We start from the raw sequence: 16,147 nt of genomic DNA on the forward strand, positions 1-16,147 counted from the left end.
GATTTTTTGGAACATATAAAGTCCGATTTTCAAAACGAGGCATCGCTAAAAATGCTATAATATAAGCCAATGGCTAAGAATCAGACAAATAAAAAAGTTTTCGCCAAGCGTATCATACAAATCCTCGTCAGCGTGGGTGGTTTCGCTTATATTTTCTATAAAATTCCCTTAAGCGAAGTTACCGACAACTGGAATTTAAGCATGACTCCGTGGGTAGTAGCTATGCTAGTCGCCGCTACACTCATCATGGTCATTCAAGCCAATCGCTGGAAAGGACTTTCAGTGCAAGGTCCCGAAATTCCGTTCAAAACGTACTACGCCTACACCGCCATGGGGTACTTTTTCAACAACCTTCTCCCCACCGGTTTTGGTGGAGACGCCGTCAAATCGCTTGCCTTCGGGAAGAAGTTCAACCAGACAAGCCAATCGGTCTCCGCAGTCCTCATCGCCCGCATACAGGGGCTCTTGGCCATGTTTCTTTGCTTCTTCATCGCGCTTCCGTTCGCGCTAAGCAAGGCTGACATTCCCTTGAGCTACACCTTGATTATGACCGCAGCTACATTCGCCTGCGTTGTATTCATTTCGCTCTGCCTTTTCTCGGATAAACTTCCCGTCCCACAAGCAATCACAAATAAATTCAAATTCATCACAAAACTTCAAGAAAGCCTTTCTATATACCGAAAGCACAAAAAGCAAATTCTGCTTTCTTCGTTGGATTCCCTTTGGCTACAGCTATTGACGCTGTTCATCGCTTACGCCTATTTCCGCGCCGTCGGAGTCCATGTAGATATCAGCATCCTGGTCGTATTCACAAGCATTACAATCGTCACATCGATGCTTCCAATTTCCTTAAACGGCATCGGCGTCCGCGAAGGAACACAGGTTGCGCTATTTACGGGTATCCTTGGAATCCCGGCCCCTGTTGTCTTGTCCGCCGGATTATTAGGTTACATTCCATTGCTTTTTCAAGCCGCGCAAGGAGCCGTTGTACTCATCGCCCGCAAGAAATAATCGACTCGCGGCGGTAAAAAAAATATTCATACAAAGGACTTGTTCCGTAAAATCAATTTTGTATATTACGCTACAAAAAGAAGGAGTATTTATGAAAAAATCAAAAAAATTGATTGCACTTGCTATTGGAGCTTGTTCATTCCTGATGGGATGTTCCGACAGCAACCCCACCAATGTCGCGCAACCCGCCGATACGCCAACAACCCCGAACTTCAACGTTTTTAGCTGCCAGGAAGTCTCAGACGCAGCTGTTGCAGCGCAATTAGAAGATGCTAAAGCAAGCATCAAAGACGTTTTGGAAGAACTAGGCGACAACAATCTCAAGAATGCACAAGCCATAAGCGCCCAGACCAAAAGCACATTCAAGGCTGTTTTAGATAAATACCCTGCAAACTGCGAAGCGCAACTCGGTTACGCCTTGAGCATCATCACCGACTTGATGAACAACACCAAAATCAAGTCCTTTATCGATACCGTTTCCAACAAAACGAATCTCGCCGACATGGGCGTTGAAGACTTCAACAAGCTCCTCATCGCAGGCAACGGAAAGCACCTTACGAGCATGAGCCAAGAAGCCATAGCCGCAGCTATTCCGTCTTTGGATTCGGCCATCATTTACTTGAAGAACATCGTCGGTGACGACAACTTTGTTTGCCATTACAATATTGAAGACAGATTATTCGAACTCGACCGCGGTGAATTTGCACCGGCACTGGCCACCATGTTCGTGGCCAAGGCCTTACTCACATTCGGAGCAAGCCTTAACATCGACATTTCCGCAAACGGCAAATACGATTGGATGAACGATGCCGACAAATACAATGGCGACTCCAAGACCTTTGCAGATCAAATCATAGCCCTCATGGACAAAGGCAGCTCCTTCACAACCGTTTACGACAATTGGAAACCGCGCTACAAAGACATCCCGAACTTGCTGGATTCCGCCATTCAATTCGTAGAAGTCGGCCTCCAGTACGGTATCGACGAATCCAAAAATGGCATCAAGACCCAATTGAACGACCCTTACATAGTCGGTGACGACGAAATGGCCGATGTAAGCGCAAAAGACTTCCAAAAGGCAATCGATTCCCTGGAACAATACCGCAAAGCACTCCATACCGGTGTAGAAATCACGCTCCCGGCAGGCTCCAAGGTTACAATCAACATTGCCAAGTTCTTCGAAATTACCGATGGCTGGCAAGATTACCTCCCCTACCACAAGTTTAACGACTACTCTGTATGGAATATTCCTGTTGATGGTTTCTATTGGTCGGCAAACCTTTATGGAGATTCTCACGCTGAATACGAAATCAACAAAGCCATAAGGACTCAGATTGAAAAATCCATTAAGATTGATTATTTCTACGGATACCTCTATGGAGGCTACAGCCATACAGCAGGAACCGCAGAATACTGCGCCGACGTTGAATACGGCGTAAGCTACATGTACCGTTGTTTCGATGTCAAGGCCACAAATTGCACAGTCACCTTCGAACCTAATGACGATTACTACTACGGCAACGAAAACACGAAAATTATAGAAACAGTAGCCCCGATTACACTCAGTTCTTCTATCTGCCAAGTCCAAAACGGAGTCCAGTTATTCGCCACCGCATACAACGACTACGAACAAAACGTATTCTACTTCACCGACCCGATGGGCAACAAGACGATTTCGTTACAAGCTTTGGAAAACGGCAAAGTTGACGAAGCGGAACTTGCATACGCCATTGAAAACAACAGAAGGCCGAATTCCAAGGATTACACGTTGGACGACATGCAGAACCTCATCTTCTTCCCCGATGTCACATTTGGCGGCGTTCTCCCGGGTATGACAGCCGAAAAGTTCTGGCAAGTTCTCAAGACTGAATCCCGTAACGACGACGCATACGACTGGTAGTGAAATCCACCAATAAAATATTCCTTGCGCTTGGGTTTGCGGTAAACGCAGCCCTTGCAGTAAGCAATTCCAGGCTCGCCGATTGTGGCGGGCTTTTTTTGCTACACCTGAGCGACAAGCAATTTTCGACAAAGTCTTGTAGCATTAAGGATTCGCTAACCGTTGATAACTATAAAGTCTACGGTTCGTTTGAGCACTTCGCCATTCAAGGCCGTTATACCGATGAATGGAGCATAAAAGGCAAGAATACTCAGAACATCGTTACCGCCGGATTCGAAGGCAACTACAAGTATCTTTCATTTGATGTAAACGTCAGCAGTTATCCGTTCGTCAAGGCAACGCTTTCGGCACACCCGAAGGATTCACTTTTCAAAGTGAACGCTAGTTTCGCCGGTGGCTCTATTGACTTAGGGAACATGCGCTGGATTCCCGACCAGAAAACTGAAATGGTCGGCACCATATCCGTGGACTGGGTGAGCCATATTTTTTACGGGAACCTCTCCGCAGAATACAACATTGCGGCACATCATATAAATTTATCTGGAACTTACCTGAAAACATCGCCGCACAATCCAGACAAAGAATATTACGTTAGGGATTCCGCAGGCGTCCTAATACTAAGCGCTAATTATGGGCACGATTTTAGCAAATCTCGCCTAGACGCAAGTTACACATTTGCAAACGCGAGCGCAACACTTTACGGAATTTACCATAACGAAGAAAGCCGCAAGCGGTTCATGTACATGCCGCTTGACGCCACACTCCATTCGCTATACACCAAGTGGGAACGCGAACAAGTGCGCACGCACCTCGAATACTTCTACCTCGCGGGGAGGTTGAGCAGCAACCCGAACCGTTTCTACGAAACGCTTGCGCCCAACCGGGCGCTCCCCGCTTCGGTCATCAAAGGCCTCTCGTTTGCCTTTTTGCAAAAGACATTCCGCGTCGATGCCGACCTCAGCACCCAAGCGATTCTCGGCGGTGGCACCTACCGCTGGAATCTCGGCAAGCGCTACATTTTTACGCCTAATGTCGGTCTCGATTTCTTCGGCATCAAAGGCGACCTCGACATCGACAAGAAAACAGAAACAACGCGCCTTGCCACCGTCAACACGTACAAAGAAAAAACATTCCGAGAATTGAGCGCCATCGGAACAATTCTCTCCCTCGAATGCGAGATCCGCAAAGAAGGGCCCGTAAGTTTAGCGTTCGTGTACGGCATCTCGCAAATAGTCCCGTTCTACATCGACTACAAAGACCAAAACTCCAACAAAGGCGTGGAACCGGGAGATGGCACAGGACCTTCGCAGCAACACGGCAGCGGGACCCAATCCGGTACACAAGGCGACAAAGACAAAGCCGGTTCCTTGGAAGGCGGACTCTCCGACTTGCTATTCCGCAACGGCTTCGCCACGCACCTCGGACTCTCCATCAAGTTCTAAACGGCGCCCTATTAAAACAAAAATCTCCGCATTCGAGCGGAGACTTTCAATCTTTTTACTTTCTGTAAAAGACTATTCTTCAGCGAGGGCTTCCTTGTATTCATCGACGGTAGCGATATACTCGTCAATCATATCTTCCTTAGAATCCAAGTGTGCCAAAATCTTTTCGAGATGTTCCTTAGAGAATACAGTCTTGAGCTGGCGAGAAGCATGGCCCTTGTAACCCCATTCCTTGAGGATTTCGTCCGTCACCACGAAAGAGTCGTCGAGAGAGACAAAGCGCATCGGACCATAGACCGCCCAGTTGTGTTCCATCTGCATGCATTCCGGTTCTTCCATTTCCGGATTTGCCATGTAGCGCTGCACGTGACGGGTACGCACATCCTTAATCTTATCGATACGCATGTAACCCATGATGAGGTACTTGTTGCGCATTTCGGAATCGCTCAAACCTTCGTAACGTGTACCAAAAAGGATATAGCGGCTCTTGCTCTTCACAATCGTGTTAATAGCCTTAACATTGTAACAGCTCATCAGACCATAGGTGCTAGTTTCGTAGTTCGGTTCATAGAGAAAACCTTTTTCATTTTCATTCAGCTGGTCGCGTACAGGCATTTCGGACTGATGGCTAGTTTCGACATAAAGCAGGCTACCGGCCATATTGCCTCGGTAGTCTTGCCAACCCTCAAGATTGATCTGTGTTTTCGGCATTTTATAAATCCACTCAGTTTAAAGTTCGAAAATTAAAAAGAATACAAGCGGACCGAGTACGGTTCGTCAGTAACAACCATTAAAATATAATTTATGGATTAAAAAGTCAACGACTCCGCACAAATATCTTCCATTCCAAAGCGAAAAGCGCCTTTTTTGAAAAATTCGGCTGTATCGGTCGTCAAATATTTAACAATTCCGCCTTTTGAAAGGCGTTTTTCCATGTCTACATGCCTTTTCAGGTAGTCTAAAGTCTTGTCTGCAACGATATCTCCCTGGACTACCAGGCGAACATGCGGTGGAAGTGCGGCCCGAATTTCATCTTCGAGGAGCGGATAATGCGTACAGGCCAACAAAACCGTATCGATTTCGGGGTCAGCCGCCAAAAGTTGGTCCACGTCTTTTTTCACAAAGAACCGAGAACCTTCGGTCCCCCGCTCGCCATATTCCACTAGCGGCACCCACATCGGGCAGGCATGTTGGGTCACATGCAATTTCGGGAAAAAGTGGCTGATTTCAAGGACGTAACTATTCGAAGACACAGTCCCTGCAGTTGCAAAAATGCCAATATGCCCTGTTTTGGAAAACTTACCGATTTCTTCGGCAGTCGGGCGGACAATGCCAAGCACGCGACGGTCCGGGAATTCGACAGGCAGCACCTGCTGCTGGATGCTGCGGAGCGCCTTTGCCGACGCCGTGTTGCACGCGAGAATCACTAGCGGACACCCGCGATGAAAAAGCTCACGTACCGACTGGAGCGTGTAGCGGTAAATCGTCTCAAAACTGCGGGAACCATACGGCGCACGAGCGTTATCCCCCAGATACAGGTAATCGTACTGCGGGAGCGTGTGGCGGAGCTTCTGCAGAATGGTCAAACCGCCAAAGCCGGAATCAAAGACGCCGATCATAAGCACTTTCCATTTGGCTGCGGACATACGGGAGCAGTTCATGGCGCGGATCCATCGCATCGCCGCCATGAGTTTTCTTGAATTCGACCGTATCTATCGGTTCAAGAATCTTCACTTTCACCGGACGGTGTTTGCACCCCTTGCGATGTTCCCAAGCTTCATCGGAACCCTTCGTTACAATCGGCAATATAATAGCGTTCGCTTCGACAGCAAGCCTAAAGCAACCGCTCTTGAAAGCGACCATTCCCTCGCGCTTGCTGCGAGTGCCTTCCGGGAAAATGAACAATCTCGGCATTTTACCCGACTGTACAGCCTTCTGGATAATTTCGGCGCCGCCACCTTTTTCTCTATTAATAAAGACACAGCCAAGCTTGTGCATCCAGAAGTTCAAAACCGGGATGCGCTGCAACTGCGTTTTTGCAATAAAGCCAACGGTACGCTGCAAAGCAAGGAACGCTATCGGGATATCCAGATACGAGCGGTGGTTCCCCATCACGAACACAGGACGAGTCCAATCCACCTTGGCAAGCTGCGCCTGATCCTCGATTGTCAAATCCACACGGATAGCCTGCATGCAGAACCTTGAGAATTTTTGGACCTTTTCTTCGAGCCATGTGTCCAAGTCCTTGCGTCGGAAAACATACATGAACGCAATTTTCACAATATACTCAAGCATAAAGAGGAGTATTCTTGCGGCGGCAAATATTCTAAATAAAATAACAGGCATATCTATCTCTGTCTTTAAATTTTCTTTGGGCAAGAAGCGGGACCGTTTCAGTTTCGCAAGGCGCCCTTTCCAATACCTACGTTTGCAATATAGCAAAACCAAGAAAGATTCTGCCCGCGTGACCCCGACGTAAAACAATCGACGTTCCTCGTCCAGCTGTTTTTTACGCTGCTCCCGCGTTCCCGTGCATGTTCCCGGCGTAAGCCCCTCGGACATTCCCGCATAATAAACCACCGCATACTGGAGGCCCTTGGACGCATGAACCGTCTCGACATGGATTCCGTCTTCGAGAAGTTCGCCGTTTTCCATCTCGGTCCCCGCAATAGGGAGTTGCGCCTCGCGGAGCGCTTCTTCGTAATACAATCGCTGGCGGTTATAGCGAACCAAAATCGCAAAGTTTTTCCATTTGAGGTCATAGCTTTCGCGAAGCAATTTGATATTCGTGATGATTTTTTGCATTTCAACAACCGGATCTTCACTCACCCACACTTCCGGTTTACGGTTTTCCTTGAAAATGGCGGAACCGCCCGAGCCACACATGTTGCCCGCACGCAAAACTTTCCGCAAATGGATGGGCTTATTTTCAAAGATTGTATTCGAAAAATGTAAAATGTTCGCCACTGAGCGGTAATTCCATTCCAAGCGGATAAGCGAACTCTCCTTGAAGTCATCGCGGAAGCGATTGATATTTCCTATATCCGCCCCACGGAACCCGTAAATAGCTTGGTCGTCATCGCCCACGACAAAAAGCGATTTGCGTTCGCCCAACAGCGCCTTGACAAGCCGATACTGCGACGGATTGATGTCCTGGTATTCATCGACAAGAATTTCAGACCATTGATTTTGGAAAAACGCTCGCGCCTCCTCGTGATTTTCAAGCAAGTTTATCGCTTGATAAATGAGGTCTTCAAATACAACTTGACCGGATTCAAGCACGCGTTCACGCGAAGGTTCCAGTTTTTTTATAAGCGATAACGGATGCGCATCTGAAAAAAGTTCTTCGCGCGAGAATCGAAACTTTCGACCGCCGACTTTCGCAAGCTCTTGCATAAAGGACTTGTCAGCCGATTCCGTCGGCACCGGCATCTTCTTGAACCCGACAAGTTCGTAAGCAAATCGTTCACTTCGGCCTTGCTCAGTGAACTCATCCTCCCTGCAAATTTCACAAGGCCCCTGAGCCTGCCGAAGGGAGCCCGGCATCTTAGACTTCAGCATAAACAGCGCGAGCGAATGGAACGTACAAAGTCTTACGCCCGCATTCGGGAATAGCTTTTGCACGCGCTCCCGCATTTCGGCAGCCGCTTTCGCCGTAAACGTGAGCGCCAAGATTTTCTCCGGCTGCACACCGCACAAAATCCGGTACTGGATTCGCTTGGTCAAAACCGAAGTTTTTCCCGAACCCGCTCCTGCTAAAATTAAAAGTTGTCCGTTCTTTTCATGATCATGCAGCACCGCCGCACGTTGGTCGGTGTTTAGCCCCGCCAAAATATTTTCTACATCCATATTAATTCAATCGTATTTACAAAGAAGTACCGAACACGTCATCCTGAGGACTGCAAGGACGAAGGATCCAATGCAGAACATAACTGGATTCTTCGCTTCACGATGTTACGCTCAGAATGACGTAAACGTTATTCTTCCAATACACGTAGCCCCATAAACTACAGGCTCATATAGCAAACGGATAAAATTAAGGATATAAGAAATTATGGGTCCTATCGCATCGGCCTTACGACCTAGCTTCAAGATGACCATTTGCATTTTTCGGTGTTGACGGCACGGGTTTCTGCCCAACCAAGAACACGACAGCACCGAACAAACTCAATATCAAACTTACAAAATAAGCAAGCAACTGTATCACGACCGATTCAAGACCGGGCACTCCAGCACGTGCAAAAAGCGACTGCGCCAAGAATTCACGTGGACCAAAACCGCCAATCGAAATCGGGAGTGCACTCACAATAGCAACAAGCGGAATGTAATAGAAGTACCACGACATCGAGAGGTTCACGCCAACCGCAATCCCGCAGAAAAAGTGGACAAAGATGCGCAACGCCTGAGTGACCGTCGAAAGGCAAATGATGTTTACCCAAAGTTTCTTGGAACGGAACTTCTGGAAGCGTTCAAACATGCGCAACAAGCGCGTCTCGATTTTTTCGGGCAGCACCTTCCCCGCCATGCGGCAAAAGAAGCGGCCAATGCGACGGCTCAAAAGCCCTGCAAACATCACGCAGAAGCCCATGAAAATCCAAACTGACGGCCACATGAACGCGCGCTGTTCCGGATCGTGCACAAAGAACAACACACCGACCGCAAGCGCAAATAACGTAATAAAGAAAAGTCCAAACAAACGATCAAATACCGTAGCCGTAAAACCCGCACCAACGGTATCTTGACCGCCCTGCACACGGATGTCGTAAACTTTCTTGGCATCGCCACCAACGTTTCCCGGCATAAAGTTATTGAAGAAAAGTCCGACATGATAAAGCTTGAGGAGCTTTCCATATTTCATGTGGACGCCCTGTTTTTCGAGCAACAACTTCCACTGGTAGCAAGCCGTAAAGTTCGAGACCGCAAGGCAAAGAAGTGCAAGCACAAGCGGGAACACACTGTTGTTTTTAAACAAGTTGGAAAGGTCACTTGCACTCCATTCCGGATCGCTCACAATGTTACTATAGACAAAGTAAGCAGGAACAAGTGTTACCACCAGTTTCAAGCAAAAAACAATCAGTGACTTGAGCTTCGGATTCAATTTCATTTTCGTACGCCACCCTCAACCGTACGTTCCAACAATTCTAGAGTTTCGCGAGCAGACTTTTCCCAGCTGAACGTGAGCGCATAACGCTTGGCATTCCGGCCAAGATTCGCACGCAATTCAGCATCGCCATAAACTTTTTCCATTGCAGATGCACACGCGGGCGCATCTCCCGACGGGAACAGAATTCCCGTCTCGCCGTCACGGACGCTGTCGCGCAGTCCCGGCACATCCGACGCGAGCGTCGTCTTGCAGAGCTGCGCCGCTTCCATCACCGTGAGGCCCCAGCCTTCCTTGTAGCTCGTCTGCAACAACGCAAGCGAAGACGAAAGCAGTTCGTACTTGCGAGCGGCAGGCACAAAGCCAGTCAATTCCACCTTGCCTTCAAGTCCATGAGCTTTAATCCAAGCGGGGAGCTTTTTCAGAAGCGGACCACCACCGACAATTTTCAACTGGACTTCGGGATGTTTCTGCGAAAAAATTACAAACGCTTCGAGCGCCGTCCAAATCCCCTTGTAGCGATGCACGCGCGACAGCCAAATAAAATACGGAGCCCGCGCATTTTTGCCAGCATCAGCATTCTCGAGAGCTGCATTCGCACGAACTTCTGCATTCTCGTTCGTTTCACGAGATTCCGCGCATTCTTGCGGAGCGGCTATCGGCGGCATTTCCGAACCATTATAAATCACGGAAATCCGGCTTTCGTCCACGCCAATTTCAGCAAGCTCTTTCTTGGTACTCGGACTCACCACCACGAACGGCTGCGTGCGGTAGAACAACGGAATGATGCGTTCAAAGAACCAGACGCCAAACGCAATCGGGAAAAACGCTTCGGAGAAAATCGACTTCCGCCACAGGTGATGCATCTGCACCAACAGCGGCTTGCGGACGAACCAATGGGCAAAGACCGGCAATTTGTTCAAATCCTCGACGACAACATCGAAGTTGAATTCGCAATCGAGCTTTTTCAAATTCATAGCGACCGTCAATTGGAACATCAAATCACCGCCCTTGCGGACAACCTGAATTCCATCGACAACTTCGCGTTCCTTTGCGCCCGGGAACGATGTCGTAAACAGGACAACTTCATGCCCCATCTCTACAATTTTCGAGAAGATGCGGTGCAAATGCTTTTCGGCGCCACCGGCAGCCGGATGCATGCGATCTCGATAATTTACGACAAGGATTTTCAAGCAACTACCTAAGGTTTACGGCCAATAACACCAATGCAAAGCTGAGTGTAGTGCATCACCGGCACAGACTGGAGGCTATCCAAAATCTTGTCCTTAATCTTCTGGTAAGCCGTGCCATCGAGCGGATACTTCGGAAGTTCAATACCGATCTTGAAGCAAAGTTCACGCAAGATTCGGTAGTAAAGGTTCGGACGCATCCAGTCGCCATAAGCGTAAATGCATTCAAAGCCAGCATCACGCATAAGTTTCTTGAGTTGTCCCATCGTGAATTGCTTTTCCCAACCGGCGAACCACTTGTCCATCGCAATCAAGATATGCTTGATAACCGTGTACGGGTGGATAGTCTGCGGAACATCGCAAAGGCAGCAACCGCCATGCTTGACGATGCGGTAATTTTCCTGAATCAGCGGGAGCGAATCCTTGAAATGTTCGGCCAAGCCCTGGTGGAAAACCAAGTCAAAAGTATTGTCCGGAAACGGCGACTTGAAAGCATCGCCACGAACCAAATGCAAATTCGTAAGGCCTTCGCGTTCACGGAGCGAATTCACAATTTTAAGGCTGTTTTCGGCGTAATCGAGCACATAAACATCGGCGCCGAGGCGAGCAAGTTCGGCACTATCGCGACCGGTTCCTGCACCGACCTCCAAAACCTTCAAGCCCTCGAGCTTAAAATTCTTCTTAATAGCTTCTATAATAGACGGCGAAGACGGATAGACCTTGTCCATGTCGTTCTTGCGCTGCCAAAAACGGTTCCATACGGATTGATCGGGTTCTTTAATCGACATAACGGGAAAAATATACGAAATTTAGAACTTAGAACTTAGTTGGTAGAACTTAGAAATAGACCATACTGCGCGGTCATTGCACTTCGTGCATGACTCTCCGGCTTAACCATGCCAAAATGCAAGCATTTTGTCGCGGTGTTCGCCTTGCAAGTCATTCTCGACCTGTCTTCCTCGCGTACGCGAGGAACCATCATTTCTCGAATTGCAATTGAGAAGCCGAAGGATCTAGAGACTTATCTCAAAATGAAACACGCGCGTCCAAAGCGGAACCGCAATGTTCATAATGAACATTCGAATGAGGCTCTTTTACATTTTTCGGCAGGGATGCACCCGTCCAACTTGTCACGTTTTTGAAAATTTGTTATATTTTTACGACACTTTTATAAAAACACGACACGTAATTCCCTCATTTTCGCCTCACAAAACCGCAAATGGGGGCTATAAAGGACTTTTTGTAAAAATTTTGGAAAATTTTACACATTTGGCACGCAACTTGCTTTAAAAAAGCGATATTATAGGAGCAAGGTTTTTAAAATGCATATTGATTCTACCGATACCACTCTCAAAAGATACCTAGAAGATATTCGTCGCACAGCACCTCTCTCCCGCGAAGAAGAACAGATTCTATTCCAGAAAGCTAAAGAAGGCGACAAAATCGCCCGTAAAAAGCTCATTTCCGCAAACATGCGTTTCGTGCTCAAAGTAGCAATCCAGTACCGTGGCTGCCCGATTCCTCTGCCGGACTTGGTCAGCGAAGGCGCTATGGGGCTCGTCCGCGCTATCGAATCGTTCGAACACACCCGTGGTCTTAAATTCATCAGTTACGGCGTTTGGTGGATCAAGGCATATATTACTCGCGCTATTAACGAACAGGGCAACCTCATCCGCTTGCCGGCAAACCAGCACCTCCGCGTGCGCAAGGCTTTGCATGAACAGTCCCGCGGTAAGGAAATCAACGAAGAAATCCGCGAACTCATCCAGATCGGTCAGCGCGGTGTTTCGTTCGACAGCCCGCTCAAGGCAGACTCCAAGGCTACTTACGCCGAAGTCCTCCCGGACAGCGGCGCCTCGAACCCGGAAGCCGACTCCGAAATCCAGAGCGTCGAAGCTTTGGCCCGCGACCTCATGGAGCAGCTCCCGGAACGCGAAGCCCGAGTCATCACAGGCATTTTCGGCATCAACCAGGAAGCTCCGCAGACACTGCGCGAAGTGGGCGAATCCATGAACATTTCCCACGAACGTGTGCGTCAGTTGCGCGACCAGGCTCTCCGCCGTATCCGCAAGTACAACAGCAAGGACTTCTTGCAAGAAAAGAAGGACGCATTCTTGGCAGCGATTAATAAGTAACAAGCCAAAAGTTACGCTCAAAACACAAAACTCTTTCAAGCCCGCCTGCAAGCGGGCTTCTTTTTTTATGGAGAAAGCGTTACCGGCAGGCGTTCAGCACGTCGGTCACGATGCTGTCCATAAAAATCCAGCCACGGCCGACGAGTTTCAAGATTCCGCCTTCAAGCGTTGCAAAGCCTTTTTTGACCCACGGCTCATAGCCTTCCGGCGAAACAGAAATTCCGTCAGCAGCGAGCGCGTTCATGTCGAGACCAGAGCGTTGGCGAAGCGAAAGCCACACACGTTCCGTTAGGATGTCGTCCTTGTCCAAATCGTCGTATGTCAGCGATGCATCTGGCGAGCCTGCATTCACGTAATCGCGCCAGCGCGGATATATTTCCGGAGCGCAAAAACGGCGACCGCCAAAATAGCTGTGCGCCCCCGGCCCAAAACCGATATACTCGCCGCGATTCCAGTAATTCATGTTGTGCAAACTCTCGTCGCCCGGCTTTGCAAAATTCGACACTTCGTAACGCGCGAAGCCTTTTTTCTCGAGGATTTCGACACCGCCGAGATACATCGGTTCGTACAAACGCTCGTCAATTTTTTCTTCGCCACGCGATACGCGACCGCCCAAAAGCGTCCTCTCGCCCACATTCAATCCGTAAAAGCTCAAGTGCCCAAGCGGAAAATCCGACAAGCGATCCACATCGCTCAAGAAAGAATCCACAGACTGTCCCGGCAAATCAAACATCAAGTCGCCCGAGACTTTCACCTGCGGAAGCGACGTCAACAACCGCAAAGCATCAAAACCTCGTTCCACCGTGTGCCTGCGACCAATACGGTCCAAGAGCGTTTGCGAAAACGTCTGAAGCCCAAGGCTAAAGCGACGTACACCGCACGAAAGCGCCGTCTGTACAGATTCTTCGGTACACGATTCTGGATTAAATTCCATCGAGACTTCGTCAAGCGAATCTACACGAACGCCGCATTCCGCAAGCACGGCAAAAATCCGTTCCAGGCACGCGCCCGGCAAAATCGAAGGCGTTCCACCACCGAGATAAAGCGTTCGCGCTTGCGAAAGAACGTTTTGGGGTGACGCCGAATGCGATACAGGATGCGTCGCCGCAAAAGTACGGATTTCACGTTCCAACAAGCCTGCATATTCTTCGAACAGCCGAGCATTCGCAGGCATCACGCGGAAGTCGCAATAATCGCAAATTTTCGCGCAAAACGGAACATGAATATAAATACCGAACATAACTCAAATATAGGTTTTTACCACCGCACGCCGCGACCCCACCCATGGGAGTTCTTTTTATTCGTTAAGAGATTTTTACTCTATCTTTGTACAACGAACAGAATAACCTGCTATTTTTTCAGCACGACGATTTTTTGCTGTTCCCGTTGCATCATCACTATAACGCGAAACATATGCCGCATAAGCAAATTCCGCTTTATCATACTCATGTTCTTGTGGATACCGCCAGAAGAATGTTTCGTTTACATCTTCAAACCCACCGTTAATGGTTCGCGCCCCGGCCCCAATTAAGGAAAAACCACTTGTATTGTATCCACTAAAACACTGAGAACGTAAACCAAGAGGTATTCCTTCATCATATTTGTCATAATAGTCTTTCACGATTTCGTAATCGTGCCACGTAAACAAGCGCCATCCATCAGGGCAAATTCCCTGATGTTCACTTTCTATTTTTTTATAGCAACTTTCTGTATTGCAACGGCTGGGCAACTGCATCATTTCGGCCCACTGGTATAAGCCACCATACTTGTCACAATATGTAGTGTCGTTATTGTAGCAATAGCGTTCCATCTTTGTATCGTCATTCTGGTCATTTTCGCCAAGAACCATCTCGCCGATGTTCAAATTTTCAGCCATAACGGTAACAGATCTTCCTGTTTTATACGAAGTTGCCGTATAGTAATAATAACTACGGCCATTACGCGGGTCGACAAAAGTCTTGTAAATGGAATCCCTAAGATTCCAGTTATCCGCTAAGCATTTAAAATGATCAAACGGAACATATTCGCTGCTAGAGGATTCAACTTTTTTACTAGAAGAAGACAAATTCGCTGAGCTCAGCCGAAGCGAACTAGAACTGGATTCTACTTTTTTACTAGAAGACGATTGCTTACTGCTACTGCTCAGGGCAACGGAAGAAGAAGAAACAGTCTTGACGGAAGACGAGGAAGTAATCTTTTGACTAGAACTTGACGGATCCCCTTCGCTACGCTTCGAGGATGACGACTTCACGTCATTGCGAGGAGTCGAAGACGACGAAGCAATCTTTTTACTGCTACTTGAAGGGCGATTCCCGCTTGAAGCGGGAATGACAGATGAAGAGGAAGAAGACGACACATTATCGTCATTTACGGAAGTACCGCTGTTGCCGCCACAAGCGGCAAGGGCTATAGTTAAAGTTATGGACGCAATAATGCTATACTTGAAATTTCTCATTCTAAACCTCGTCCATATACACATTTTTATTATAAAAATAGATAAAATCATCACACGGCACAATCCGCGTGGCCAAAGAAATATCGCACATAAAAATTTTTCACTTTTTTCACCCTATCCCCTTTACAATTGGAAATTTTATTTCTATTATTGGGTCACCTCGCGGGAATAGCTCAGTTGGTAGAGCACGACCTTGCCAAGGTCGGGGTCGAGGGTCCGAGTCCCTTTTCCCGCTCTAAAATAAAAGAACCACCTACTAAGGTGGTTTTCTTTTTTTATGCCGTAATTTGGACGAGGACCCGAGAAGAGGGGCCGACTAAACAACGAGATGCACGAAGTGCCTACGAGTTGTTTAGGAACTCTCGCCTCATGGCGAGAGGCCCGCAAGGGTGAGGAGCTAGCCGGGCGCAAGACCGGAAACTAGCGACGAATCATTCCCGTTCCCGCTCTAAAACGAAAAAGACACCTTAACGGTGTCTTTTTTGTTTTATACTGAAATTGACTCGGGTACGAGACTCCTTGGGGTCGAGGGTGCGGCATAATTTGGCTCATGCACGAAGTGCGAAGAGGCAAATTATGGCTTGACGCGAACGTAGTGAGCGCAAGCCCGAAGGGGCAAAGGCCAGCCGCGCAGCGGGAACTGGACTTTGACACTAAACAACGAGAAGCACGAAGTGCGTACAAGTTGTTTAGGATTTATCGCTTAGCGATAAACCCGTAGGGTGGCTGGACAGCCTTGCGTAAGCAAGGTGACTGGCCAAGCCATCAATCCCGTCGCCCGCTCTAAAACAAAAATTTTCACTTTTTTCGCCCTACACCCCTTTATAACTACAAATTTTATTTCTATATATGGGCTGTCCTCGCGGGAATAGCTCAGTTGGTAGAGCACGACCTTGCCAAGGTCGGGGTCGAG

Annotated in this window: 12 protein-coding genes and 2 tRNA genes (1 of these 14 cut by a window edge); 6 read left to right on the forward strand and 8 right to left on the reverse strand. The window is 48.2% G+C overall.

Annotated features, from left to right (window positions below; all coding sequences use genetic code 11):
• Positions 1-69: 69 nt before the first annotated feature.
• The 3 genes from HUF13_RS12155 to HUF13_RS12165 all read left to right on the forward strand — a co-directional run bounded on the left by HUF13_RS12155 (position 70) and on the right by HUF13_RS12165 (position 4,353).
• The gene (locus HUF13_RS12155; RefSeq protein WP_173475385.1) at positions 70-1,011 is read left to right on the forward strand and encodes a lysylphosphatidylglycerol synthase transmembrane domain-containing protein; all 942 of its coding nucleotides are present in this window, start codon (positions 70-72) and stop codon (positions 1,009-1,011) included.
• 91 nt (positions 1,012-1,102) lie between these two features.
• Entirely contained in the window at positions 1,103-2,911 is a 1,809-nt protein-coding gene (locus HUF13_RS12160; protein WP_173475386.1) for a hypothetical protein, read from the forward strand.
• Positions 2,911-4,353, forward strand: a complete 1,443-nt coding sequence (locus HUF13_RS12165; protein WP_173475387.1) for a hypothetical protein — start codon at positions 2,911-2,913, stop codon at positions 4,351-4,353. The genes HUF13_RS12160 and HUF13_RS12165 overlap by 1 nt, the downstream gene beginning before the upstream one ends.
• A gap of 72 nt (positions 4,354-4,425) precedes the next feature.
• Here HUF13_RS12165 and HUF13_RS12170 read toward each other — a convergent pair whose 3' ends face one another.
• From HUF13_RS12170 to HUF13_RS12195, 6 genes are all read right to left on the reverse strand, one after another.
• The gene (locus HUF13_RS12170; RefSeq protein WP_173475388.1) at positions 4,426-5,064 is read right to left on the reverse strand and encodes a hypothetical protein; all 639 of its coding nucleotides are present in this window, start codon (positions 5,062-5,064) and stop codon (positions 4,426-4,428) included.
• 98 nt (positions 5,065-5,162) lie between these two features.
• Positions 5,163-5,972: a glutamate racemase gene (murI, locus tag HUF13_RS12175; RefSeq protein ID WP_173475411.1), complete on the reverse strand. Its 810-nt coding sequence runs from the start codon at positions 5,970-5,972 to the stop codon at positions 5,163-5,165.
• Positions 5,956-8,202: a UvrD-helicase domain-containing protein gene (locus HUF13_RS12180; RefSeq protein ID WP_173475389.1), complete on the reverse strand. Its 2,247-nt coding sequence runs from the start codon at positions 8,200-8,202 to the stop codon at positions 5,956-5,958. The genes murI and HUF13_RS12180 overlap by 17 nt, the downstream gene beginning before the upstream one ends.
• A gap of 226 nt (positions 8,203-8,428) precedes the next feature.
• On the reverse strand, positions 8,429-9,457 hold the full coding sequence (locus HUF13_RS12185; RefSeq protein WP_173475390.1) for a lysylphosphatidylglycerol synthase transmembrane domain-containing protein: 1,029 nt from the start codon (positions 9,455-9,457) through the stop codon (positions 8,429-8,431).
• A complete protein-coding gene (locus HUF13_RS12190) occupies positions 9,454-10,647 on the reverse strand; it encodes a glycosyltransferase family 4 protein (RefSeq protein ID WP_173475391.1) in 1,194 nt (397 codons plus the stop codon). Before HUF13_RS12190 ends, HUF13_RS12185 begins: the two co-directional genes overlap by 4 nt.
• An 8-nt stretch (positions 10,648-10,655) precedes the next feature.
• Entirely contained in the window at positions 10,656-11,432 is a 777-nt protein-coding gene (locus HUF13_RS12195; protein WP_173475392.1) for a class I SAM-dependent methyltransferase, read from the reverse strand.
• A 534-nt stretch (positions 11,433-11,966) separates the two neighbouring features.
• Between HUF13_RS12195 and HUF13_RS12200 the strand changes: the two genes are divergently transcribed.
• Positions 11,967-12,779, forward strand: coding sequence for an RNA polymerase sigma factor RpoD/SigA (locus HUF13_RS12200; protein WP_014545470.1), 813 nt, complete (start codon positions 11,967-11,969; stop codon positions 12,777-12,779).
• A gap of 79 nt (positions 12,780-12,858) precedes the next feature.
• Here HUF13_RS12200 and HUF13_RS12205 read toward each other — a convergent pair whose 3' ends face one another.
• Entirely contained in the window at positions 12,859-14,019 is a 1,161-nt protein-coding gene (locus HUF13_RS12205; RefSeq protein WP_173475393.1) for a coproporphyrinogen-III oxidase family protein, read from the reverse strand.
• Between the two features lie 75 nt (positions 14,020-14,094).
• Positions 14,095-15,234, reverse strand: coding sequence for an FISUMP domain-containing protein (locus HUF13_RS12210; RefSeq protein ID WP_173475394.1), 1,140 nt, complete (start codon positions 15,232-15,234; stop codon positions 14,095-14,097).
• A 162-nt stretch (positions 15,235-15,396) separates the two neighbouring features.
• Here HUF13_RS12210 and HUF13_RS12215 point away from each other — a divergent pair.
• Both HUF13_RS12215 and HUF13_RS17380 read left to right on the forward strand, forming a co-directional pair.
• Positions 15,397-15,469 (forward strand) — tRNA-Gly (locus tag HUF13_RS12215).
• A gap of 627 nt (positions 15,470-16,096) precedes the next feature.
• A tRNA-Gly gene (locus tag HUF13_RS17380) sits at positions 16,097-16,147 on the forward strand; it runs 141 nt beyond the window's last position.

The organism is Fibrobacter succinogenes (assembly GCF_902779965.1).
GTDB lineage: Bacteria > Fibrobacterota > Fibrobacteria > Fibrobacterales > Fibrobacteraceae > Fibrobacter > Fibrobacter succinogenes_F.

Bases quoted from the DNA above. Each gene is read 5' to 3' on its own strand.
- HUF13_RS12155 (WP_173475385.1), top strand. From the start codon at position 70: ATGGCTAAGAATCAGACAAATAAAAAAGTTTTCGCCAAGCGTATCATA.
- HUF13_RS12160 (WP_173475386.1), top strand. From the start codon at position 1,103: ATGAAAAAATCAAAAAAATTGATTGCACTTGCTATTGGAGCTTGTTCA.
- HUF13_RS12185 (WP_173475390.1), bottom strand. From the start codon at position 9,457: ATGAAATTGAATCCGAAGCTCAAGTCACTGATTGTTTTTTGCTTGAAA.
- HUF13_RS12180 (WP_173475389.1), bottom strand. From the start codon at position 8,202: ATGGATGTAGAAAATATTTTGGCGGGGCTAAACACCGACCAACGTGCG.
- HUF13_RS12170 (WP_173475388.1), bottom strand. From the start codon at position 5,064: ATGCCGAAAACACAGATCAATCTTGAGGGTTGGCAAGACTACCGAGGC.
- murI (WP_173475411.1), bottom strand. From the start codon at position 5,972: ATGATCGGCGTCTTTGATTCCGGCTTTGGCGGTTTGACCATTCTGCAG.
- HUF13_RS12205 (WP_173475393.1), bottom strand. From the start codon at position 14,019: ATGTTCGGTATTTATATTCATGTTCCGTTTTGCGCGAAAATTTGCGAT.
- HUF13_RS12195 (WP_173475392.1), bottom strand. From the start codon at position 11,432: ATGTCGATTAAAGAACCCGATCAATCCGTATGGAACCGTTTTTGGCAG.
- HUF13_RS12200 (WP_014545470.1), top strand. From the start codon at position 11,967: ATGCATATTGATTCTACCGATACCACTCTCAAAAGATACCTAGAAGAT.
- HUF13_RS12210 (WP_173475394.1), bottom strand. From the start codon at position 15,234: ATGAGAAATTTCAAGTATAGCATTATTGCGTCCATAACTTTAACTATA.